Source organism: Flavobacterium koreense, assembly GCF_054776075.1.
Map to the genome: position 1 here is coordinate 12,758 of NZ_BAAHCF010000029.1, position 22,193 is coordinate 34,950.

At 29.6% G+C, this 22,193-nt stretch carries 23 protein-coding genes; 11 read left to right on the forward strand and 12 right to left on the reverse strand.

Going from position 1 to position 22,193, the window contains the following annotated elements:
- Positions 1–5: 5 nt before the first annotated feature.
- A complete protein-coding gene (gene murA, locus ACYU7A_RS08170; RefSeq protein ID WP_460575624.1) occupies positions 6–1,313 on the forward strand; it encodes a UDP-N-acetylglucosamine 1-carboxyvinyltransferase in 1,308 nt (435 codons plus the stop codon).
- 68 nt (positions 1,314–1,381) lie between these two features.
- On the forward strand, positions 1,382–2,149 hold the full coding sequence (locus ACYU7A_RS08175) for a sulfite exporter TauE/SafE family protein (RefSeq protein ID WP_460575626.1): 768 nt from the start codon (positions 1,382–1,384) through the stop codon (positions 2,147–2,149).
- 54 nt (positions 2,150–2,203) lie between these two features.
- Here the strand turns inward: ACYU7A_RS08175 and ACYU7A_RS08180 are convergent, their stop codons facing one another.
- The 6 genes from ACYU7A_RS08180 to ACYU7A_RS08205 all read right to left on the reverse strand — a co-directional run bounded on the left by ACYU7A_RS08180 (position 2,204) and on the right by ACYU7A_RS08205 (position 7,132).
- A complete protein-coding gene (locus ACYU7A_RS08180; RefSeq protein WP_460575628.1) occupies positions 2,204–2,635 on the reverse strand; it encodes a hypothetical protein in 432 nt (143 codons plus the stop codon).
- Positions 2,636–2,680: 45 nt separating this feature from the next.
- Positions 2,681–3,040, reverse strand: a complete 360-nt coding sequence (locus ACYU7A_RS08185; RefSeq protein ID WP_460575630.1) for a hypothetical protein — start codon at positions 3,038–3,040, stop codon at positions 2,681–2,683.
- Between the two features lie 39 nt (positions 3,041–3,079).
- On the reverse strand, positions 3,080–5,554 hold the full coding sequence (locus ACYU7A_RS08190; RefSeq protein WP_460575632.1) for a DUF5686 and carboxypeptidase regulatory-like domain-containing protein: 2,475 nt from the start codon (positions 5,552–5,554) through the stop codon (positions 3,080–3,082).
- Positions 5,555–5,651: 97 nt separating this feature from the next.
- Positions 5,652–6,023 carry a GxxExxY protein gene (locus tag ACYU7A_RS08195; RefSeq protein WP_460575634.1) on the reverse strand — a complete coding sequence of 124 codons (372 nt, stop codon included), beginning with the start codon at positions 6,021–6,023 and terminating at the stop codon, positions 5,652–5,654.
- A 62-nt stretch (positions 6,024–6,085) separates the two neighbouring features.
- Positions 6,086–6,499, reverse strand: a complete 414-nt coding sequence (aroQ, locus tag ACYU7A_RS08200) for a type II 3-dehydroquinate dehydratase (RefSeq protein WP_460575636.1) — start codon at positions 6,497–6,499, stop codon at positions 6,086–6,088.
- A gap of 72 nt (positions 6,500–6,571) precedes the next feature.
- Positions 6,572–7,132, reverse strand: a complete 561-nt coding sequence (locus tag ACYU7A_RS08205) for a porin family protein (RefSeq protein ID WP_460575638.1) — start codon at positions 7,130–7,132, stop codon at positions 6,572–6,574.
- 189 nt (positions 7,133–7,321) lie between these two features.
- Here ACYU7A_RS08205 and ACYU7A_RS08210 point away from each other — a divergent pair, with 189 nt between their 5' ends.
- From ACYU7A_RS08210 to ACYU7A_RS08230, 5 genes are all read left to right on the forward strand, one after another.
- A complete protein-coding gene (locus ACYU7A_RS08210) occupies positions 7,322–7,927 on the forward strand; it encodes a porin family protein (RefSeq protein ID WP_460575640.1) in 606 nt (201 codons plus the stop codon).
- A gap of 81 nt (positions 7,928–8,008) precedes the next feature.
- The gene (gene xerD / locus ACYU7A_RS08215; protein WP_460575642.1) at positions 8,009–8,905 is read left to right on the forward strand and encodes a site-specific tyrosine recombinase XerD; all 897 of its coding nucleotides are present in this window, start codon (positions 8,009–8,011) and stop codon (positions 8,903–8,905) included.
- 94 nt (positions 8,906–8,999) lie between these two features.
- Positions 9,000–10,106 (forward strand): sensor histidine kinase, encoded by a 1,107-nt coding sequence (locus ACYU7A_RS08220; RefSeq protein WP_460575644.1) that lies wholly within the window; start codon positions 9,000–9,002, stop codon positions 10,104–10,106.
- A gap of 171 nt (positions 10,107–10,277) precedes the next feature.
- Entirely contained in the window at positions 10,278–11,801 is a 1,524-nt protein-coding gene (locus tag ACYU7A_RS08225; RefSeq protein ID WP_460575646.1) for a PAS domain-containing sensor histidine kinase, read from the forward strand.
- Positions 11,788–12,180 carry a response regulator gene (locus ACYU7A_RS08230; protein WP_460575648.1) on the forward strand — a complete coding sequence of 131 codons (393 nt, stop codon included), beginning with the start codon at positions 11,788–11,790 and terminating at the stop codon, positions 12,178–12,180. The genes ACYU7A_RS08225 and ACYU7A_RS08230 overlap by 14 nt, the downstream gene beginning before the upstream one ends.
- A gap of 52 nt (positions 12,181–12,232) precedes the next feature.
- Here the strand turns inward: ACYU7A_RS08230 and rny are convergent, their stop codons facing one another.
- From rny to ACYU7A_RS08245, 3 genes are all read right to left on the reverse strand, one after another.
- Positions 12,233–13,795: a ribonuclease Y gene (gene rny / locus ACYU7A_RS08235; RefSeq protein WP_460575650.1), complete on the reverse strand. Its 1,563-nt coding sequence runs from the start codon at positions 13,793–13,795 to the stop codon at positions 12,233–12,235.
- Between the two features lie 227 nt (positions 13,796–14,022).
- A complete protein-coding gene (locus tag ACYU7A_RS08240; protein WP_460575652.1) occupies positions 14,023–14,316 on the reverse strand; it encodes a cell division protein ZapA in 294 nt (97 codons plus the stop codon).
- 4 nt (positions 14,317–14,320) lie between these two features.
- Positions 14,321–14,611, reverse strand: a complete 291-nt coding sequence (locus ACYU7A_RS08245) for a hypothetical protein (RefSeq protein WP_298304146.1) — start codon at positions 14,609–14,611, stop codon at positions 14,321–14,323.
- A gap of 194 nt (positions 14,612–14,805) precedes the next feature.
- Here ACYU7A_RS08245 and ACYU7A_RS08250 point away from each other — a divergent pair, with 194 nt between their 5' ends.
- From ACYU7A_RS08250 to ACYU7A_RS08265, 4 genes are read left to right on the forward strand one after another with little or no spacing between them, the layout of a single operon-like run.
- Complete coding sequence (locus ACYU7A_RS08250; RefSeq protein WP_460575654.1) at positions 14,806–16,497, forward strand: M23 family metallopeptidase; 1,692 nt, start codon at positions 14,806–14,808, stop codon at positions 16,495–16,497.
- A 15-nt stretch (positions 16,498–16,512) separates the two neighbouring features.
- Complete coding sequence (locus tag ACYU7A_RS08255) at positions 16,513–18,969, forward strand: TonB-dependent receptor (RefSeq protein ID WP_460576687.1); 2,457 nt, start codon at positions 16,513–16,515, stop codon at positions 18,967–18,969.
- Positions 18,970–19,644 carry a hypothetical protein gene (locus tag ACYU7A_RS08260; RefSeq protein ID WP_460575656.1) on the forward strand — a complete coding sequence of 225 codons (675 nt, stop codon included), beginning with the start codon at positions 18,970–18,972 and terminating at the stop codon, positions 19,642–19,644.
- A 21-nt stretch (positions 19,645–19,665) separates the two neighbouring features.
- Positions 19,666–20,382, forward strand: a complete 717-nt coding sequence (locus ACYU7A_RS08265; RefSeq protein ID WP_460575658.1) for a hypothetical protein — start codon at positions 19,666–19,668, stop codon at positions 20,380–20,382.
- Here ACYU7A_RS08265 and ACYU7A_RS08270 read toward each other — a convergent pair.
- From ACYU7A_RS08270 to ACYU7A_RS08280, 3 genes are all read right to left on the reverse strand, one after another.
- The gene (locus ACYU7A_RS08270; RefSeq protein ID WP_460575660.1) at positions 20,375–20,836 is read right to left on the reverse strand and encodes a hypothetical protein; all 462 of its coding nucleotides are present in this window, start codon (positions 20,834–20,836) and stop codon (positions 20,375–20,377) included. The two genes, ACYU7A_RS08265 and ACYU7A_RS08270, sit on opposite strands and share 8 nt — an antisense overlap.
- 59 nt (positions 20,837–20,895) lie before the next feature.
- On the reverse strand, positions 20,896–21,141 hold the full coding sequence (locus ACYU7A_RS08275; protein WP_460575662.1) for a DUF3667 domain-containing protein: 246 nt from the start codon (positions 21,139–21,141) through the stop codon (positions 20,896–20,898).
- A gap of 203 nt (positions 21,142–21,344) precedes the next feature.
- A complete protein-coding gene (locus tag ACYU7A_RS08280) occupies positions 21,345–22,166 on the reverse strand; it encodes a helix-turn-helix domain-containing protein (RefSeq protein WP_460575664.1) in 822 nt (273 codons plus the stop codon).
- Positions 22,167–22,193 lie beyond the last annotated feature (27 nt).

Below are 22,193 nucleotides of genomic sequence, written 5' to 3' on the forward strand. Positions count from 1 at the left end.
AAACTATGGGAACTTTTCAAATTGAAGGAGGCATTAGACTAAAAGGTGATGTTACACCGCAAGGAGCAAAAAATGAAGCATTGCAAGTTTTATGTCCTGCTTTATTAACATCAGAAAAAGTACGAGTTACAAACATTCCTGATATCATTGATGTCAATAAATTAATTACATTATTAGGAAATTTAGGAGTTAAAATCCAAAAAAATGGTCCTGGCGATTATACTTTTCAAGCCGACGAAGTAAATGTTGATTACTTAAAAACAGAAGCTTTCAAGAAAGAAGGTGGAAGTTTGAGAGGTTCTATTATGATTGTTGGTCCACTTTTAGCTCGTTTTGGTTGTGGTTATATTCCAAAACCAGGAGGCGATAAAATTGGAAGAAGAAGATTAGATACACACTTTGAAGGATTCATCAATCTTGGTGCAAAATTCCGTTATGAAAGAGAAGACCATTTCTATGGTGTAGAAGTTGATGGAAAACTAAAAGGTGCCTACATGTTGTTAGATGAAGCTTCTGTAACAGGAACTGCCAATATTGTTATGGCTGCTGTTTTAGCTGAAGGAACAACTACAATTTACAACGCTGCTTGCGAACCTTATTTGCAACAATTGTGTAAAATGTTGAACTCAATGGGTGCAAACATTAAAGGTGTTGGTTCAAATTTATTAGTTATTGAAGGAGTTGATTCTCTTGGAGGATGCGAACACAGAATTCTTCCTGATATGATTGAAATTGGTTCTTGGATTGGTCTTGCGGCGATGACAAGAAGTGAAATTACAATTAAAAATGTATCTTGGGATAACTTAGGTGTAATTCCGAGTGTGTTTAGAAAATTAGGAATTACGCTTGAAAGACGCGGTGACGATATTTATATTCCAACGCATGAAAACTACGAAGTAAAAACCGATATTGATGGTTCTATTTTGACTATTGCAGATGCGCCATGGCCAGGATTTACACCTGATTTATTGAGTATTGTTTTAGTAGTTGCAACGCAGGCAAATGGTGATGTATTGATTCATCAAAAAATGTTTGAAAGCCGTTTATTCTTTGTGGATAAATTGATTGATATGGGTGCCAAAATTATGTTGTGTGATCCGCACAGAGCTGTGGTTATGGGACATAATTTCAAATCGCAATTGAAAGCAACTGTTATGAGTTCACCAGATATTAGAGCCGGAATTTCGTTATTAATTGCAGCACTTTCTGCCAAAGGAACTTCAACTATTCAAAATATTGAGCAAATTGATAGAGGTTACGAAAGAATTGACGAACGATTGAGAGCATTAGGAGCGAATATTGTTCGTGTATAATTTTAGAATATAGAAAAAAGAATATAGAAAATAGAGGCGCAAATTGTGCCTCTTTTCATTTTACAATTATGGAAACCTACATAATCATACTTCTTTGCATTGCATCTTTCTTCGCAGGATTTGTCGATGCTATTGTTGGCGGTGGCGGATTGATTCAAACTCCAGTAGCGTTGATTTTATTGCCCAATGTTGCTGTTTCTTCCATTATTGGCTCTTTAAAAATTCCAGCTTTTAGTGGTACTTCATTTGCGGCTCGACAATATTTGAAGAAAGTAACTATGAATTGGAAATTGCTAATAATAATGGCAATTGTGGCTTTCGTTTCAGCTTTTTTGGGTTCTACACTTTTGACTTATGTTAGTAATGATTTTATGAAACCATTGCTTTTCGTCGTTTTGATTTTAATAGCGATTTACACTTTCATGAAAAAGAATTTTGGTAGCCATCAAGCAAAGAATTTATCAGAAAGCGATTTGCTTTTTTATGGTATTTTGATGAGTATTGTAATTGGTTTCTATGATGGATTTATTGGTCCAGGAACAGGAAGTTTTTTAGTTCTTGGATTTGTAGCCATTCTTGGTTTCGATTTTCTTCATGCTTCTGCCAATGCTAAAATGGTGAATTTGGCAACCAATTTTGGTTCGATTTGTCTTTTCGTTTTGAAAGGTAAAATTATTTGGGCAATTGCAATTCCAATGGCAGTTTGTAATGCACTTGGCGGTTTTATTGGAGCAAAATTAGCCATCAAAAAAGGAAATGGATTTATAAGAATCTTCTTTTTGATTATTGTGATCGGAACACTGATTAGATTTGGTTATGATGTCTTTATAAAATAAAAAAAACCAATTTCATCTTAGCTTTTAGACAAAATTGGATTTTTTAGCTTGTGATTATTTTAACCAACCTTTTGAAATACATTTTTTAGAATACCAAATTAAAAATAGTCCAATCAAAGGGATTAATAATGTAAATGTTATTTCTGCACCGGTAAACTCTGAAATTTTAAATCTCATAAAGGCATCGATGTTTTGTATTATAATTCCTAAAAATGATACTAAAAACAAGGTGTTAGCTAATTTTTTTCTCAGAAGTAATACTATACAACCTAATGCACCAGCAAAAACAGCAGTTGCAAAAGCGGCTGTTGACCAAACAGGAGTGGCATCAATTAATGCTAATTTTTCTGCAGATAATCCAGCTCTTACACTTTCAGATTTGTATGCCATTAGAATGTACTGATTTACACCCATTATATTCCATAGTAATGCAATAATTGAAATTGCCCAAAATGAAGCACTTGGTTTTGAATTTGTTGTATTCATTTGTTTAGTTTTATTGGTTAGATAAAGCTAATGTAATAATTTTTTTTATTCAAACTCAGAGTAAACTTCTTTATTATCTATTGAAATTTGTGTTATATGTTTGCAAGTTGTTCCGAAAGGCGCTAATGGTGTCCAATTTTTGGCATAGTTTAAAGTGACTTTTTTTCCAATAAAATCACTTTTGGATTTATCCAAATAGAATCCGTTTTCTAAACCTCGATTGATATAATAAGTGGTTTCCTCATTTTCTAATTCAAACACTAAATCTTTCGCGCCACCTTCAGAAACTGATTTGATAATTCCTGTAATTTCGATACTGTTTTCCTTTGAAGTATCTATTGGTTTTAGACCAATAATTAAAAAGGTCAGTAGAACTAAGGCAATAAATAATAGTACTTTTTTCATTCATTTAGTTTTAAATTAAACGAAAAACCTATTAAGTTATTATTCAACAATATTCAAAAATTTTAAACCAAAAATAACTGCATCGCCTTGATAACCATTTTGATAGGAACGAACGTAATCTACACGAAACATTCTGAATTTTCCGAAACCTAAATTATCTAAACCAATAGTAAATTCTTGATAAGGTTTTCTGTCTGGAACTGATAAGTTATGAAATCCTAAAACCAACTGCGAACCTAATTTATTTAACAACGGAATTTTATTCATAATATATCCTTTGTCATTGTGTTCTGCATGGAATTCTAAAAAGCTATCATTTGTACTTGCTGTGTAATACGGTAAGTTATTAAAAACATTGGTATAACCATCTCCGCCAGTTATGTGTGTTTGATTTCCGTTAAAGTGTTTGTAATCAACAAAAGCTATGTTTTCCGCATTGAAGAACTTACCGGCTTTTAAATTTAATTTCATGTCACCTTTATTTCCAATAGATAAATCGTGTGTAATTCTTCCGCTAACAAAATCATATTCATATTTCTTTTCTGAAGCTGAAAATCCTTTTTCGTAACCAAAATACAATGTTGGTGACTTTTCATTTCCAATGTTAAACTTTCCATCAGGTCTAGTCCAATATTTTTGTCCGAATTTAATTCTCGTGTTTACAGAAGCTTTCATCAAGTTGTATTTCTCAAAAGCTGGTGTTACAAAATCAAATGGCGCCAACGGATTATTTGAAGTATAAATATCGGATGATTTAACAGAACTTTGATCACTAGTGTTCCACAAAGGTTTTCTTTCTGAATATTCTAAGCCTACATTTAAGTTTAATCCATTAACTACTTCGCGTCCAAAATTGGCTGAAACAAAATTCTTTTCATACAATTTCATAAAGTTATTTTTGAAAAACAGACTACTAATCGAGTTTACATTATTAGAAATTGGGTTGCTCGAATTGAATTGATTTACAGCGCTTCCTCCAGATATATTTATGTAACTATCGTTGGTATTATTGAATTTATGATAAAACATTCCAATAGCACGTAATTGATTTTCTGAAAAACCATAATCTAATTTTGTAGCTATTCTTGTAAAACTTCTTTTTTCTTCATCTCTTTTATTGAATGAAAATCCAACTTGAGTTTTCCATCCTTGAACTGTGTTAAACGTTGTTGAAAGTAAAGGTCCATCATAATTTAAAGACCATTTTTTAAAGGAATTAGAATAACTATATCCAGTAATGATATCGGTAAATTTAAATTTGTTTCTCTTTCCGTCGATAGAATCTAGATATTTTTCAGATTTCTTTTTGGTTTGAAGAATATCTTTTTTTGTATAATCTGTACTTTCTTCAACAGTTAATGGAACTGGTCTAATGGTTTCCCAAAAAGCATCTTCTTTTTTATTGGCGTTCTCCTCAAATTTCAGCACTTCGGCTGTAAAGGTTTTCTTTTCAAATTTCTCTGGGAATTCAAAATTTGAAAAAACATGAGTAAAAGTTCCGTTGATGTTTATACCTAGCATTCCAGCCTCGAAGTCGATGGTTTGAGTGTTTTTTGTCCAAATTTTAGTTTTTGTATTGAAACTATAATTTTGTTTTAAAGTTAATTTATTCAAAGCAGGATTTTGCATTTGACTACCAGTTATAGATAAATCAACAGCATAAATTGCATACGATTCGTCTACTATATATATGTATCCTTCCATTGCTGGTTCAGACATCCTTTTGGGCGTAACTTTAATTTTATTAATTACTTTATTGTTTTCGTCTGCAAACGAACCTTCAAATTTATATTTGTAGTAATTAAAAGCATTATCTGCAATTGGAGAAATTACTTTTACATCAAAATCTAAATAATTTTCATAGAAGTCAAAGTTGGCTTGTGCTGCATTATTAAAGCTAAATCCATTATCATTTCCGCTAACTTTTGATGCAATGATAGTCTCTTTTAATTTGTCTGGTTTTTGAAAAGTAATTTTCGAAACGGTTTCAGATAAATATAAAATTCCACTTCTTGTTGAATCTATAACTTCATCAAAGAAATCTAATTTTTGTCCTAATATAGTTTTAGGTAAATTCTTTACTCTAAAAATTCCTCTCGAATAGAAATCGGCATTGTATTTCTCTGTTAGTTTTGAGTTTTCCTTACGATTTGCAATAGCATTTTTAATAATCTCAATAGCAGGATTTACATTTGGATTAATGACAACTTCGTTAAGTTTAATTTCTTCTTCCACCAAAGTGACATCTACTGTTTGAAAAGTTTTACCAGTTTCAACTATTTTTTTTTCAGTCTTATAACCAAGGTATTGATACAAAATAACATAAGAGCCAGTTGTTTTTAGATTCAGTTCATACTTACCTTGTTCATTAGAAGTAGTACTTATGTAGGTGTCTTTTACATATATATTAACAAAAGACATGGGTTTGCCATTAGAATCAGTAACAGTTCCTTTAATTTGAGAAAAGCTTAAAATTGAAAATAACAATAATAGGATAGAGGTAATTTTTTTCATTTGTATGGTGTTTAATTTATAGACGATTATTAATGTGAAAAGGTTGTATGGTTGTTTTAAATTTGCACAGAGAACGCAGAGGTCTCACAGAGTTTTTTTAAATTATAAATCGTTTTAATCCATCTTTCAAAAGTTTTGTATTGAAATTTATTAATAATCCTGTAGAATATTCTCCTAATCTCATGTACGTTAATATTTGTGCACTATGAACATCTGTAAATTTTTCAACTGTTTTGAGTTCGATGACTATTTTATTTTCTACTAATAAATCAATTCTATAACCATGATCTATTTTTATTTCTTTGTAGGTAATAGGTAAACAGATTTCTTTTTCAACCCAAATACCTTGCTCTCTTAATTCATAAAACAAACATTGTTGATAGGCAGATTCTAACAATCCTGGTCCAAGTGTTCTATGGACTTCAATTGCACAACCTATAATTTTATCTGTCAAATCGTTAACAATCATCAATATTTATTTATTTTCCTATAGTAATGTTATTCTCTGTGAAACCTCTGTGTGTCTCTGTGTTATAAAAATGATTGCAAAGCCAATTCGTAACTCTTCAAACCAAAGCCAATAATAATTCCCTTTGCATTTGGTGAGATAAAAGATTGATGTCTAAAAGTTTCTCTCGAAAAGGTATTAGAGATATGAACTTCTATTGTTGGTGAAGTTATTGCTTTTACAGCATCGCCAATTCCTATTGAAGTATGGGTATAGGCAGCTGCATTCAAAATTATGCCATCAAAAGAAAAACCAACCTCTTGAATTTTTGAAATTAATTCACCTTCTATATTACTTTGATAGTAACTTAAATCAATAGAAGGATATTTAGATTTTAATTGATTGAAATACTCTTCAAAAGTTTCATTCCCATAAACTTCAGGTTCTCTTTTTCCTAAGAGATTTAAATTTGGGCCGTTGATAATGATAATCTTCATATGAATTGGTTTATGTAAAAGTAAAAAAACCGCTCATATAAATAAGCGGTTTTAGAAAAGTTTATGATATTTTTAAAAAAGGTAACCCAGTGATGCTTGAACAACACTATTCTTTACATCGGCATCGCGTTTAGGTTCTGTTAATCCTAGTCCATATCTTCCTTGAACGAAGAAATGTTTTCCAAATTTATAACTAAGACCACCTGCAACTGCAAAATCAAAAGTATTGGAATCTCCTGCTTTAACTTCATTTCTTTCGCTTAATAAAAAGGATGCTTGCGGACCAAGTTCCATACTTAAATGGTCTGTAAGATAGAATTTAGCCAAAACAGGAATTGAAATATAACCCAATTCATTTTTGAATTCTTCATTAAGATTCTTTAGACTTGCGCCTTGAGTAGAGTAAAGTAGTTCTGGTTGAAGCGAGAAATTTTTAAAAATCTTTAATTCAACAAGCAATCCTGCATGAAAATTGGTAATGGCATCTGTATTTACATCAGAGCCAGTGTAATTAGCATAGTTAATTCCTGCTTTAAGTCCAAGTCTTGCGAAGGATGTTTCTTGGGCAATACTTTTTGAACCAAAAAGTAGTATGATTACTACTAATACGACGTTTTTTTTGAGTTTTAGCATAAAAAAAGTAGGGTTTTAAAATGAGACGTGTTTTTAGTTATTAACGAAATTGTTTATAAGTTATTGTATGTCAAAACCTTTCGTCGTTGAAATTGTTGATAACTCTGTTGATAACTCTAAATGTTAATATAAATGAATAAAAAGAGAATAGGTTTAACTTTGCCCTATTAATTTTAAACAAAATAAAACATGAAAAAAATTATTTTAACAGTAGCTGCAGTATTCGCTTTCGGATTTGCTAACGCTCAAGACAAAAAAGAATCTTCTGAAGGTTTTTCTAAAGGTGATGTATTTGTAACTGGTGCTTTTTCTTTTAATAGTACAAAAGACAACAATGCTCCAGAATCAAAAACTAACTTTTTCGAACTTGCTCCACAAGTGAATTATTTTTTAACTGAGAATATCTCTTTAGGTGCTAAAGTTGGTTTTTCTTCTGATAAAGAAGAAACTTTAAACGTTGATACAAAAGATGTATCAACTGTAACTTTTGGATTACAAGGTAGATATTACTTTACTCCAGCTTCTAAATTTTCTTTATTTACAGGTTTAGGATTTGATTACAATTCAGAAACTAACAATTTATCAAATCCAGAAGTTAAAACTAATGGTTTTGATGTAACTTTAGGTTTAGGTTTAAACTACTTCGTAGCTGAAAATTGGTCAATTGAGGCTAATTTTGCAGCATTAAACTTTGGTTCTAAAAAAGTTGATGTAGCTGGTGCAGAAAACGAAACTTCTTTTGGTTTAGGAGCTAACATGAGAGCTATCTCTTTTGGAGTTAACTACAAATTCTAATCTAAATATTAGATTATATTATTGAAAACCTCACTTCGGTGAGGTTTTTTTTATTCAATCCTTTCCCGTTACTTTGTAATAATGAATTGGACTACTATTATAAAAAGTTATCAGTCGTATTTAAAAATTGAAAGAGGATTGTCAAAAAATACTATTGATAATTATACTTTTGATATAGAGAGACTTTGTCTTTTTTTAGAACAAAATGCAATCGCTGTTTCTCCAATTAAAATATCAGAAGAGACCATTCAACAATTTATTTATACAATTTCAAAAGAAGTTAACGCTCGCTCTCAAGCAAGAATAATTTCTGGTTTAAAGAGTTTCTTTTCCTATCTTATATTTGAAGATTATCGCTCTGACAATCCAATGGAGTTAATTGAAGCTCCAAGATTAGGTAGAAAACTTCCAGATACTTTATCTATTCAAGATATTGACGCACTTATAGAAGCAATTGATTTATCTAAACCAGAAGGTGAAAGAAACAGGGCAATGCTTGAAACACTATATGGTTGTGGATTGCGTGTTTCCGAATTAGTTAATCTTAAAATTTCTGATTTATTTTTTGACGAAGGTTTCATTAAAATAACAGGAAAAGGAAATAAACAACGATTTGTTCCTATAAGTACTGTTACACAAAAGTTTATTTTACTATACAAAGATCTTGTAAGAAATCATTTATCAATAAATAAAGGACATGAAGATACTTTGTTTCTCAATAGAAGAGGAAGACAACTTACAAGAGCTATGGTTTTTACGATTATTAAAGATTTAGCCGTCAAGATTAATCTTAATAAATCGATAAGTCCTCATACTTTTAGACACTCATTTGCAACTCATTTACTCGAAAATGGTGCTGATTTACGGGCCATTCAGCTTATGCTTGGTCATGAATCAATAACTACTACAGAGATTTATGTCCATCTAGATAGAAAGCATTTAACTCAAATAATGAATTCCTTTCATCCAAGGAAGTAAAAGTTAATTTTCTTTCTTGTAGAAATCTTTCTACGCTTAATTTTTACTTTCAGAGATTTTAATATTTTCCTTTGTATTGTAAAAAAATACAATTTTGAAAACACTTTATATTGACGATCAAACGATTAACGAAATTAGAAATCAGTTTGCGGTTTCAGCTTCAGGAATTGGAATATGGGATTGGGATTTGGTTACTAATCATGTATATTATTCACAAGAATCTTTAAAAATTCTTGAAATGGATGATTTTGGTTTTGCTATTTCTACCCCAGAAGAATGGGATGAAAAAGTGCATCCTGATGATAGAGATCTGTATTTCGGAAATATTAAAAAGCATTTTGAAAATGAAATTCCATACTACGAAACTTGTCATCGAGTATTATGTAATGGTAAATATAAATGGATTCTTGATAGAGGTAAAGTGGTATTAAGAGATGATGAAGGTAAACCACTAAGAATTGTTGGAACTCACACCGATATTTCTTCACAAAAGGAGAGAGAGCAAAATCTGGAAGAAACGATAGTTTTAATAAATAATCAAAAAAATAAATTACTCAATTTTGCATATATAGTTTCACATAATTTAAAAAATCATGCTGGAAATTTAGGTACTTTAATAAAACTGAATGAAAATAGAATGTTTGAACAGAATGAGTTTTTATCATATATAAAAACTGTTTCTAATGAGTTGTCAAGTACTATTGATAATCTTTCTGACCTAATAAAAGTTCAAAACAATCAGAATATAAATAAAGAACAGCTGAATCTTAATGTGTATTTAAAAAAAGTTTTTAATATTCTTATGGAAGATGTTCATCATTCGAAAGTAAATATTGTTGACTTGGTTGCTATAGATGAAACTGTATTTTTTAATCCAGCTTATTTAGAAAGTATTTTACTTAATTTAACGTCAAATGCAATAAAATATTCTTCTCCAGATAGAGTGCCAAAGATAACTTATTCTGTTTATTCAATTGATGGTTATAAAGTATTAAAGATTGAAGATAATGGAATCGGAATTGACTTAGAACGTTTTGGAGATCATCTCTTTGGTTTGTTCAAAACATTTCATTCTAATAAAGATTCAAATGGTATTGGGCTACATATTACCAAAAATCAAATTGAAGCTTTGGGAGGTAAAATAGAGGTAGAAAGCACTGTTAATCATGGTTCTGTTTTTAAAGTTTATTTCCAAAATTAAGATATTAAAAAAGTAATATAATTCTTATAAATATGTGTAAAATTATTAAAAAAGTGTTTTTTAACGTATAAAAAGTGCATTTAATCGATATTAATTTTATATTTGTTTTAAGTTTTTCAAGTTGTTTTATATAATTTTAAAGATTTATTGGCCCCAAACCTACTAAACATTATGAAAGTAAATTCAATTTCCAATGATTGTATATTGGAAGAAAAAGTTAATTTTTTCAAACAAATATTAAATCAAATACCAGATTTAATATTTCAGTTAACTATTTCTCCAAACGATGAATTTAATTTTACCTATCTTAATAAGAATATTTTGTCTTATTTTGAATTAAATAAATTCGAATTAAAATCCAATCCTATTGATGTTATTAGCAATAAAGTTCATCCAGAAGATAGAGATGCATTTTTCAAATCACTAAATTATTCTAAACAAAATCTTGAACCTTGGCGTTGTGAGTTTCGTATTATTGCCAAAAGTAAAAAGATTTCATGGTTTAAAGTTGATGCTAATGTTTTATTAGATAAAGATCTAAATACAGTTTTTTATAGTATACTTACTGATATAACAGACATTAAAGAACGAGAAATCAAAGTTCAAGAATCAGAAACAAGATATCAATTTGCTCTTGAAGCTTCAGAAAAAGGAATTTGGGATTATAATATTACTACTGGAAATGTTTTCTTCTCAAAAGAATCATTAGATATGCTTCAATTAGACGAATTTGACAATATCAATACTAATTCAAAGTGGGATGATCGAATTCATCCGAATGATTTAAATGATTATTTAGAAAGTATTCAATCTCATAAAGAAAATAAAACACCTTTTTTTGAAAATACCAAAAGAGTTTTAGCTAAAGATGGTACCTACAAATGGGTTTTAAGTAGAGGTAAAATCATTGAAAGAGACAAAAATGGTGATGCTGTTAGAATAATTGGTACGCATAGTGATGTTAGTCATAACAAGCAAAAAGAAAATGAATTATTAGGTAATTTAGACATTATCGTTGAACAAAATAACAGATTGCTGAACTTTGCACATATTGTTTCTCATAATTTAAGATCACATACTGGAAATTTTAAAATGTTATTGAATATTTTAGATGAATCAAATGATAAGGAAAGCAAAGAGGAGTGTTTATCGTATTTAAAAACAACCTCCAATGCACTTTCTGAAACTATTGACCATTTAAAAGAATTGGTTGATATTCACAATACTATAATTCATAAGAAAGAAGATTTGAATCTTAATGTTTATTTAAATCAAACACTTGAAGTTTTAAGCAAAGAGATAAAAGATAATAAGGTAAAAATTGTTAATAAGATTGGTGAAAAAGATACTATAAAGTTTAATCCAGCATATTTAGAAAGTTTATTTTTAAACTTTACAACCAATGCTATAAAATACTCACATCCAGAGCGTCATCCAGAGATAAGTTATTCATCTTCAGTAGAAAAAGGAAAATTAGTTTTGGTTATTGAAGATAATGGTTTAGGAATAAACTTAGCTAAGCATGGTGAAAAGTTGTTTGGAATGTATAAGACATTTCATAAGAATGAAAACGCAAGAGGAATTGGTTTGTTTATTACAAAAAACCAAATAGAATCGATGGGTGGAAGTATAGAGGTAGAAAGTAAAGTAAATGTTGGAACCACTTTTAAAATAAATTTTAATGAAGAAATTTAATACTATTTTTGTTGTAGATGATGATATGGTTTATCATTTTATTATAAAAAAGTTATTTTCTAAATGCAATATTAATGTTGATACAAAATACTTTTTCAATGGTCTAGAAGCTATTGATGAATTAAGAGATAAAGTAGAAACGGATAATATTCCTGATTTAATTCTATTAGATATTAATATGCCAGTTTACGATGGATGGCAGTTTTTAGAAGAGTTTAAAAAAATAAAGCAAAAGCTTACGAAAGAAATCACAGTTTATTTGGTGAGTTCTTCCAATGATGTAACTGACTTAAATAAGTCGAAAGAATATCAAGATGAGGTTAAAAAGTACTATTACAAACCTATGACTCAAGAAGATTTCGAAACTATATTCGCATAAAAAAAGGTATCCAAACGGATACCTTTTTTTGTTTTATATTTATTAGCTTACCTTATTTAGCTATATTAACTGCACGAGTTTCTCTAATTACAGTAATTTTCACTTGACCAGGATAAGTCATTTCTGTTTGAATTTTTTGTGATATTTCAAATGATAAATTCGATGCCATGTCGTCACTAACTTTTTCACTTTCAACAATAACACGAAGTTCACGTCCGGCTTGAATAGCGTAAGCATTTTTTACACCATTAAATCCAAAAGCAATTTCTTCTAAGTCTTTTAAACGTTGAATGTAAGAATCTAATACTTGTCTTCTTGCACCAGGTCTTGCGCCAGAAATAGCATCACAAACTTGAATGATAGGTGAAATTAAATATTTCATTTCTATTTCATCATGGTGAGCACCAATTGCATTGCAAACTTCTTCTTTTTCACCAAATTTTTCAGCCCATTGCATACCAAGTAAAGCGTGTGGTAAATCACTTTCTGCATCTGGCACTTTACCAATATCGTGAAGTAAACCAGCGCGTTTAGCTAATTTTACATTCAATCCTAATTCTGCTGCCATGATACCACATAGTTTTGCAACTTCTCGTGAGTGTTGTAATAAATTTTGACCATAAGAAGAACGGTATTTCATTCTACCAACTATCTTAATCAATTCTGGATGTAATCCATGAATTCCTAAATCAATAACGGTACGTTTTCCAACTTCAATGATTTCATCATCAATTTGTTTAGTTGTTTTAGCAACAACCTCTTCAATTCTAGCTGGGTGAATACGTCCGTCAGTAACAAGTTTGTGTAAAGACAAACGAGCAATTTCTCTTCTCACAGGGTCAAAACAAGAAAGGATGATTGCTTCTGGAGTATCATCAACAATAATTTCTACACCAGTTGCAGCTTCTAAAGCTCTAATGTTTCTACCTTCACGGCCAATAATTCTTCCTTTTACATCATCCGATTCAATGTTGAAAACAGATACACAATTTTCTACTGCTTCTTCTGTTCCAACACGTTGAATTGTGTTGATGATTACTTTTTTAGCTTCTTGAGCAGCAGTAAGTTTGGCTTCTTCAATAGTTTCTTGAATGTGTGCCATTGCCTTAGTTTTGGCCTCAGCTTTCAAGCTTTCAACTAATTGTTCTTTAGCCTCATCAGCAGAAAGTCCTGAAATTACTTCCAATTGTTCTACTTGGCTTTTGTGCATTTTCTCTACTTCTTGATATTTCTTATCAAGCATTTCAATTTTAGAGTTGTATTCAAGAGTTTTGGCTTCATAATCGTCGTTCACTTTCTTAGCTTTAGCTAATTCACTTGAAACTTGCGATTCTTTATCACGAATTCTCTTTTCAACTTCTGCCATTTTTTTATCTTTCGATAAAATTTCCTTTTCGTGTTCCGATTTTAATTCAAGAAATTTCTCTTTAGCTTGTAATAATTTGTCTTTCTTGATGTTTTCTGCTTCTTGGTTGGCATCTTTCAAAATAGAAGATGCTTCTTTTTTTGCGTTTTTTATAAGGTTAGAAACATTGCTTTTTTCGAGCATTTTTGCTATTGCAAAACCTCCAGCTATTCCAACGACTACGCCGATAATTATAGATACTATGTCCATGGTTGTGTAAAAAATTTATATATAAAAAAAACCTACATTAATTGCTTGTATAAACTCGTAAGGACAAGTTTTGAGTTAACTCGCTGTTCAAGTTTCCCAACTTAATGGGCTTACTATAGTAGCGACGATTTACTCATTTTAATTTGTTAGTGTTGAGTTTACCAAAAATGAACTAATGTAGGCAGTATTTTTAGTTTATTTAAAAGAACGTTTTTTCTTGTAACTTATTATTTATTAAGATAGTCGTCTAAAAGGCTATTTAGGTTTGTTAATCGTTCAATTGATTCTGTTCCATCTATAGCATTATCCACTTTTTTCTGTTCCAACTGTGATGCAAATTGTAATGCACACATAGCTAAAACATCTTGCTTATCTCTTACAGCATAATTCTCTTCAAATTGCTTTATCATTAAATCTATCTTTTTAGAAGCACTTCTCATGGCTTCTTCTTGCTGCATATTTACCGTTAACGGATAAACTCTGTCTGCAATTGATATTTTAATTTTAAGCTTTTCATCCATAGTTTTAATCTGCAAGTTGCGCTATACAATAATCAATTTCGCGAATTAATGAATTTATTTTAAGCTTCGTATCTCTTTTATAATCTTCACTGCCTAGTAACGAATTAGTCATTTTTAATGATTCAAATTCTTTTTTTAACGACTCATACGCCAAAGTTTGATTTTGATTTGATTGTACAGAAATCTTTATTTCTCGTTGCAACGCTTGATTTTTTTCTTCTAAATCGTTTATCTTTTTAAACAATTTTTGAATTTTATTCTCAAGAGTATCAATTATTTCTGCAATTTCACTCATCTATGACACAATTCATTACTTAATCTTACAAATTTATAATTCCTAATCTATTAAAGCAATATTTTTCGTTAAAAATTAAATTTATTTTTTTATTAACTTCTAATATTTTGTAAAATAGTTAGTTATAAATCTGTTTGTGGTATTTTTTTTGTAATTATAAAGTTTTTTATACTTTAGCAAAAAACCCATATAGAATGAAATACATCCCATTGATTTTGTTATTTTCGATTTTTTCGCTTGCCCAAAATGAGTATCCGAAAGATTATTTTAGATCACCTTTAGATATTCCATTACAGTTATCTGGAAATTTTGGAGAATTGCGTCCAAATCACTTTCATGCCGGATTTGATTTTAAAACCAATCAGAAAGAGGGTTTAAATGTTTATGCTGTTGCTGATGGTTATATTTCAAGAATCAAAGTTTCCACAGCTGGATATGGCAAAGCAATTTATATAACACATCCAAATGGTTATACTTCTGTTTACGGACATTTACAAAAAGCTGTCGGAACTATTCAAGATAAGATTATTGCATTGCAATATGCTGAAAAGAGTTATGAAATTGAAGCTTTTTTTAAACCTGGCGAACTTGTAGTAAAGAAAGGCGACATCATTGCACTTTCAGGAAATACTGGCGGTTCAGAAGGTCCACATTTGCATTTTGAGTTCAGAGATAACAAAACAGAGAAAATTATAAATCCGTTGTTTTTTGGAATACAAACTCAAGACACTAAAAATCCAATTGTTTCGAGTCTTATGGTTTATCCTTTAGATAATTCAGCAGTGGTTAATGAATCTAAAAGGCCAGTTCTTCTTAATTTGTCTCTTCAATCAGATGGTACCTATTTGTCTCAACAAGTTTTTGCAAGTGGTAAAATTGGATTTGGAATTAGCGCAACAGACAATGATAATGTCTCATACAATGCAAATGGTGTTTACAAAACGGAATTAATTTCAAATGGGAAAGTGATTTTTGGATACGAATTTGATACCATGGTTTTTGATGAAGCTAAATATATTAATGCTTTTATCGACTATGCTAGATATAAGAAGATGCATCAAAGAGTGCAAAAGCTTTTTATGAAAAATCCATTTCCTTGGAGTAATATTTATCAAAATTATGAAAATGGGATATTAAATATTGTACCAAATACTTTAGAAATTCAACGTATTGAAGTGTCTGATTTCTTTAAAAACAAAACAGTTATTTCAATTCCGGTAAAATATTCAGCCAAGCCAGCTCTTATTAAAGAAGATACTAAAGTGACAAAGTATTTGGTAAAATCTAAAGTTGAATCCAATTTTGAAAAGGATAATTTATCTGTTTATTTTCCAGCAGGAACATTTTATGAAGATTTCTATCTAAATTTTGATGTAAGAAATAACACGCTTTTCCTTCATGATGATTCCGTTCCTGCACATACCAATTTTACAATTTCTGTCGAAGACACTAAATCGTCAGAGGAAGAAAAGAAAAAAATGTTTATTGCAACAGTAAACGGAACTAAATTAGGATACATCACAACAAAACTAGTAGATAATACGTTTACTTGTAAAACAAGAAATTTGGGACAATTCACATTAGCAAAAGACATAACTGCTCCAAAAATTAGTATGGCAAAAAGCATTGAAGGTAAATGGATTACAAATCAAAAAAGCATTAACGTAACGATTTCTGATGATTTGTCTGGCGTTAAAACTTACAATGGCTATATCAATGATAAATGGGTTTTGTTTGAATATGAATCAAAATTAAAGCGCTTGACTCACGTTTTTAATGATGATTTGTTACAAGAAGGAGCTAATAAATTGAAAGTAGTTGTTACCGATAATGTTGGAAATTCTACTATCTTTGAAACTCAGTTTAACAGAAGTCAAAAAAAATAATATCTTTTGAAAGCAATAAATAAATTTATATACCTAGTTTTTTTTCTATTTAGCATTGCGTCTTTAGGACAAACAGCAAAAGTTACTGGTTTAGTTTTAGATGAAAATAACAATCCTGTTGAAGGTGCCAATGTTACTTGTCAAAACAATAAAGCTGTTACCGATAAATATGGTTTTTATGTAATTACTGTTCCAGCTAAACAAAAAGCAACTTTGGTTTTTACTCATGTTACTTTAAAAGAATCAACCAAAAGTTTTACATTAAAAGAAGGTGAAATCGTAGAATATAATCCAGTTTTAAGTTCTAAAAATGCACAATTGGATGAAGTTATTATTAAAAATAATAGAGGTAGAGTTCAAGGTATTATAAGTATTGAGCCCGAAGTTATAAGGAGAAATCCAAGTTTATCTGGTGGAATTGAGAGTGTGATTAAAACATTACAAGGTGTAACTTCTGTCACGGAACTAAGTTCTGCTTACTCTGTAAGAGGCGGTAATTATGATGAAAACTTGGTTTATGTAAATGAAGTTGAAATTTATCGTCCGTTTTTGGTGCGCTCTGGTCAGCAAGAAGGATTGAGTTTTACTAACACTGATTTAATTCAAAATATAGAATTTTCTGCTGGTGGATTTCAAGCTAAATTTGGAGACAAAATGTCTTCGGTTTTAGATATTACTTACAGAAAACCTACAAAATTTGGAGCTTCACTTGAAGCAAGTTTCCTTGGTGGAAGTATTTCTGCTGAAGGCGTTTCTAAAAATAAAAAATGGAGTGCCATGACAGGTATTCGTTACAGAGACAATTCACTTTTGGTTAACAGTCAAGAAACAGAAAGTAATTTCAGACCTACTTTTGCCGATGTACAAACTGTTGTGAATTATGATGCTTCTGCAAAATGGCAATGGAGTTTCTTAGGAAATATTGCTCAAAATAAATACAGCTACCAACCTTTAACACGTCAAACCAATTTTGGTACTTTAAGTGAACCAATTGCTTTACAAGTTTTTTATGAAGGTCAAGAAGATACTCAATTTCAAACCTTTTTTGGCGCTATTAAATCTACATTCAAATCAAATGAAGATAATACTTATAAGTTTATTGCATCTTCCTATCACACACAAGAGCAAGAATATTTTGATATAGATGCTGCTTATTTTTTAGGAGAAGTAGATAGTAATATTGGTTCTGAAACTTTTGGTGATGTGACTTTCAATCGTGCAGTTGGTTCGCAATTGAATCATGCCAGAAACGATTTAGATGCATTGATAATTAATGCAGAAGTAAAAGGAAGTCACAATGTAAAAAAGAGATTTCAAATAGATTGGGGCGTAAAATATACGCACGAAAGTATTCGCGATAGGATAGTAGAATGGGAAGTTATCGATTCGGCTGGATTTTCTATTAATCCACCAATTATAGATATTCCTAATGATCAACCTTACAATCCTTATGTTGGTCCGTTAGTACCTTTTCAGAATGTAAGAGCGCTAAATTTTGTAAATATTGATAGAATTTCAGCTTTTGCACAATGGAATACAAAAACTACACTTGGAAACAGTCAATTGTTTTTAAACGCTGGAGTTAGAGCACACAATTGGATGGTTTCTGGTGATAATATTACGTCTTCAAGTCAAACAGTTTTTAGTCCGCGAGCACAAATTTCGCTCAAACCCGATTGGGAAAGGGATATGATTTTTCGCCTCTCAACAGGATTTTACTATCAACCACCATTTTACAGAGAATTGCGTGATCAAAATGGAGCCGTTCAATCAGACGTTAAAGCACAACAATCAATTCATTTTGTAGTAGGAAATGATTATAATTTCAAAATGTGGAATCGTAAATTCAAATTGGTTTCAGAAGCATTTTATAAAACTATGAATGATGTAAACACTTATACTTTGGAGAATGTGAGAATTCGTTACAGAGCTAATAATGATGCTACTGCTTATGCTTACGGATTTGATTGTAGATTAAATGGTGAGTTTGTTCCAGGAACAGAATCATGGTTTAGTTTTGGATATTTAAAAACAGAAGAAAATCAAGATAATAGAGGAAATATTGCTCGTCCTACAGATCAACGTTTAAAATTTGGTATTTTATTCCAAGATTATATGCCAAACATTCCTAACGTGAAATTGTATTTGAATTTGGTTTACAATACAGGACTTCCAGGTGGTTCGCCATCTTATGCTGATGTGTATCAATATCAAAGTCGTTTGAGAGATTATCGTAGAGCCGATGTTGGATTTTTCTACTCATTTACTGAAAAAAATGAGTTAAAACCAGATGGACATTGGTTGAAAAAATTTAAAGAATTGTCATTGGGAGTAGAAGCATTTAATTTGTTTAATAATCAAAATGCTATAACCAATACTTGGGTTCGTGATGCTTACACCAAAAATCAATACGGAATTCCAAATTATATGACCACGAGAGTTTTTAATGTGAAGTTGACTGCAAGATTGTAAATGAGTTTCAAGAAACATAGAAAGATTTTTTATGCTCCTGGAATGATTTCTTTGGTGGTTTTGCCAATTCTATTTTTGTGGTTTTTATACTTTAGTAATTCTTTTAAGGAATATTCATGTATAGAGTTAGGTCTTGCTGACAAAAAATCATATTATGAAATATTAAATGAATTTGATTTTCCCAATTTAAGAAATTATAAAATATTTGTTTTTAATAATACATTAGAAAAGGAGAAAAATAATTTAATAAATTTTCAAAAGTCTCTTAAAATTCAAAATAAATTTAAAGACACTATCAATGGAATTAAACTTCAATTTGGTAAGAAAATGACTTATGAAGTTTATATTAGAATATTAGATATTTTGCAATCTGAAAAAACTCCAACTTATATTGAATATCAAAATTATTTATGGATTTTAAATGGTAATCAAAGAAGAGAGAAAGTTGAAAAAACTTATAATGATGGAAGAGCTTTTGTTTGTTATCAAAGAGTAGGAGGTATCTTTATTGATGAGTCAATTGAATTGAAAAACGCTAAAAATGAACTTTTGAACTTTTATTATAAAAAAGTGTGGTATTTATATTTAGCCTTTATAGGAATCATATTTCTAAATATTTTTGTATTACTAAAATTCAATAGAAATAGAAAATACAATCAAAAATCATATCTTTGATAAAGATTAAATATTGTTCAAATGAAAAATTTCTCAAAATATAGTGTCCTTGCATTAATCATACTTTTAGTTAGTTGTAAAGAAGAAACGGAAAAGCCTAAAGTAATTTATGAAAATACTTCTAAAGAGCGTTCAGAACCAAAGATTGATACTTCTAAAATACTAGTAGCTGATTTACCAATTCAAATGGAAGGAACTTCGGTTTTGTTATTTCCAATTGGTGAGTTTACCGTTGCTAGCGGAAGGTCTAAAACAAAATATTCGAGTTCAGAAAGAGAAAGTTTTGTGGTTTCTAATTCTAATGAATACGAAATTACAGGTTATTTAAGCAATTTTAAGTTCCAACAAATTGGTTCTGATTCATTGAAGGTTTTAACCGACAAACCTGTTTTAATAGAACGCGTAACTTATTTGAAATCGATTGCTGATAAAACAAAAAAGCAATTTTTAGTTTATGTTCTTGAAGATATGGATTCTAACAAGGACGGAAAATTAGATAGTAATGACATCAAAGATTTATATATAAGTGCAATCGATGGAAGTAACTTTAAAAAACTTTCTGTTGAATTTCAAGAGTTTATAGATTGGAATGTAATTGATTCGCAAAACAGATTATACTTCAGAACAATAGAAGATATCAATAAAAATGGAGCCTTTGACAAAGACGATAAAGTTCATTATCAATATGTGGATTTAATGGATAAAGAATTGAAAGTGTTGGAATATAATCCTATTTAAATTTTAAATGTCCGGTTTTATACAAGTAAAAAAAGTATATAATTTCTGAAATTATTATCATTGAAAAGAATGCTATTGTTGCTAAAAAACCAAATAAAAGCAATCTTATAATAACATCTCCAATTACTTGTTTTTTATACAATTGAAGGTATAGCCAAATAGTTATTCCATATACAGGTAATGATAATAAACTTGATATCATCATTGTGTATTTAGAATCAACTAAAAACAATATTGGAAACGAAACTAAACCTAAAATTAAACGTTGAGCTGAGGCAAAGCAGTTAATAATGATGTTTTCAATATAATTATAACCATATTTTTTGAAAGCAAACCAAGAACATAAGGAAAATACTGGAAGTAACGTTAGTTCTACCAAAGCATAATGACTCAAAATCCAGTTCATCATCTTAGGCATTTCTTTTGCAATTGCATTATTGCCATATTCTGGCATAAATCCACTATAATCAATGTATTGGGAAATAAATCCATTAAGTCCAGCAAGAACAAATACTAATAGAATAGGTTTATAATGATTACTCGTTTACCTTCTAAAAAATCTCTTGTTGTATCGCCAGGACGAGTAAGTAATTGTTTTACAGTATATAAAAAACCTTTATTTATATGTAAAAAGACATATTTTACTTCATCTTTAACATAGTTCCAATCCAAACGTTTTGTATTCGTTTTTTGTCCACAGTTAGAACAAAAGTTTCCTTCAAATGTATGTTGGCAGTTTTTACAAAGATGATGGTTCATGGAAAAGTTTTTATTTTATTCAAAAATAAAACTTGTTTTTAAATTTCCAATTATTTATTAACTAAATTTAGAACAAACAACTAACTACTATTTTTAAAGCAGTAACAACGATTTTTACAATTAGATTTATCATGATAAAAAGTATTTGTTATTTTTAGTAAAATTAACATTACTTAAATTAATAAAATTGTAAAAATGTAATCTTATACAAATAACCAATTCACTTCACCATCTTCTTGAGATGAAATGTTTTTGAAGAAATTTTTAGGTGTCAATCCAGTCAATGATTTAAAGTCTTTTATTAAATGGGATTGATCATAAAACAACATATCGTAACTCAATGAAGTTAGATTGTTTTTATTTTTACTATTTATTTGTGACTTTAAAGCTTCTCTAAAACGTTGTGTTTTTTTAAAATCTGAAGGTGTTTTACACAAGTTAGATTCAAAATGTTTGTTTATATTTTGACGTGAAGTATTATATTTTTTGGCTAATTCAGCCATTGAATAATCATTTTTTAAATCAACGATCAATTCATTCAGAAATGGATGGCTAAAACCATTTAGTTTTGACAACCAATAATTTTCTATCATTTCACATCTTTTTTCAAAATCATTTTCATTTAAAATGTGAAGCATTGTTTTCTCATAATCTTCAAAAGGAAAGAATTTAGAGAAAAAATTATTGGTATAATAGCAAAGCGATTTAGTTATAAATGCATTTAAACCAAGTGGTTTGAAATAAAAAGTAACTTCATTTAGGTTTCCTTCACAAATAATTTTAATTGGTTTTTTATAATGACAAATTAAATCTGATTCGAATGGATTGCCAATTTTTTCCTTCACTAACGCTTGATTTTCTGTAAAAACAATTTCGGTATCTTGATAAACAGAAATTATACTATAGTTATTTGGAAACGTAAGGTATTCAACCGTAGGTTCGGTTTCTTTTTTGGTAAGAAAGTAATATCCTTCAATGTATTTTTGAAGAATTTCAGATTTCGGCTTAAAGAATTTGATTTCCAATTGGTGTGAAATATAGTTTTGTAAATT

Coding starts and splice junctions, on each gene's coding strand:
- murA (WP_460575624.1), top strand. CDS start 6: ATGGGAACTTTTCAAATTGAAGGAGGCATTAGACTAAAAGGTGATGTT.
- ACYU7A_RS08175 (WP_460575626.1), top strand. CDS start 1,382: ATGGAAACCTACATAATCATACTTCTTTGCATTGCATCTTTCTTCGCA.
- ACYU7A_RS08180 (WP_460575628.1), bottom strand. CDS start 2,635: ATGAATACAACAAATTCAAAACCAAGTGCTTCATTTTGGGCAATTTCA.
- ACYU7A_RS08185 (WP_460575630.1), bottom strand. CDS start 3,040: ATGAAAAAAGTACTATTATTTATTGCCTTAGTTCTACTGACCTTTTTA.
- ACYU7A_RS08190 (WP_460575632.1), bottom strand. CDS start 5,554: ATGAAAAAAATTACCTCTATCCTATTATTGTTATTTTCAATTTTAAGC.
- ACYU7A_RS08195 (WP_460575634.1), bottom strand. CDS start 6,023: ATGATTGTTAACGATTTGACAGATAAAATTATAGGTTGTGCAATTGAA.
- aroQ (WP_460575636.1), bottom strand. CDS start 6,499: ATGAAGATTATCATTATCAACGGCCCAAATTTAAATCTCTTAGGAAAA.
- ACYU7A_RS08205 (WP_460575638.1), bottom strand. CDS start 7,132: ATGCTAAAACTCAAAAAAAACGTCGTATTAGTAGTAATCATACTACTT.
- ACYU7A_RS08210 (WP_460575640.1), top strand. CDS start 7,322: ATGAAAAAAATTATTTTAACAGTAGCTGCAGTATTCGCTTTCGGATTT.
- xerD (WP_460575642.1), top strand. CDS start 8,009: ATGAATTGGACTACTATTATAAAAAGTTATCAGTCGTATTTAAAAATT.
- ACYU7A_RS08225 (WP_460575646.1), top strand. CDS start 10,278: ATGAAAGTAAATTCAATTTCCAATGATTGTATATTGGAAGAAAAAGTT.
- ACYU7A_RS08230 (WP_460575648.1), top strand. CDS start 11,788: ATGAAGAAATTTAATACTATTTTTGTTGTAGATGATGATATGGTTTAT.
- rny (WP_460575650.1), bottom strand. CDS start 13,795: ATGGACATAGTATCTATAATTATCGGCGTAGTCGTTGGAATAGCTGGA.
- ACYU7A_RS08240 (WP_460575652.1), bottom strand. CDS start 14,316: ATGGATGAAAAGCTTAAAATTAAAATATCAATTGCAGACAGAGTTTAT.
- ACYU7A_RS08245 (WP_298304146.1), bottom strand. CDS start 14,611: ATGAGTGAAATTGCAGAAATAATTGATACTCTTGAGAATAAAATTCAA.
- ACYU7A_RS08250 (WP_460575654.1), top strand. CDS start 14,806: ATGAAATACATCCCATTGATTTTGTTATTTTCGATTTTTTCGCTTGCC.
- ACYU7A_RS08260 (WP_460575656.1), top strand. CDS start 18,970: ATGAGTTTCAAGAAACATAGAAAGATTTTTTATGCTCCTGGAATGATT.
- ACYU7A_RS08265 (WP_460575658.1), top strand. CDS start 19,666: ATGAAAAATTTCTCAAAATATAGTGTCCTTGCATTAATCATACTTTTA.
- ACYU7A_RS08270 (WP_460575660.1), bottom strand. CDS start 20,836: ATGCCAGAATATGGCAATAATGCAATTGCAAAAGAAATGCCTAAGATG.
- ACYU7A_RS08275 (WP_460575662.1), bottom strand. CDS start 21,141: ATGAACCATCATCTTTGTAAAAACTGCCAACATACATTTGAAGGAAAC.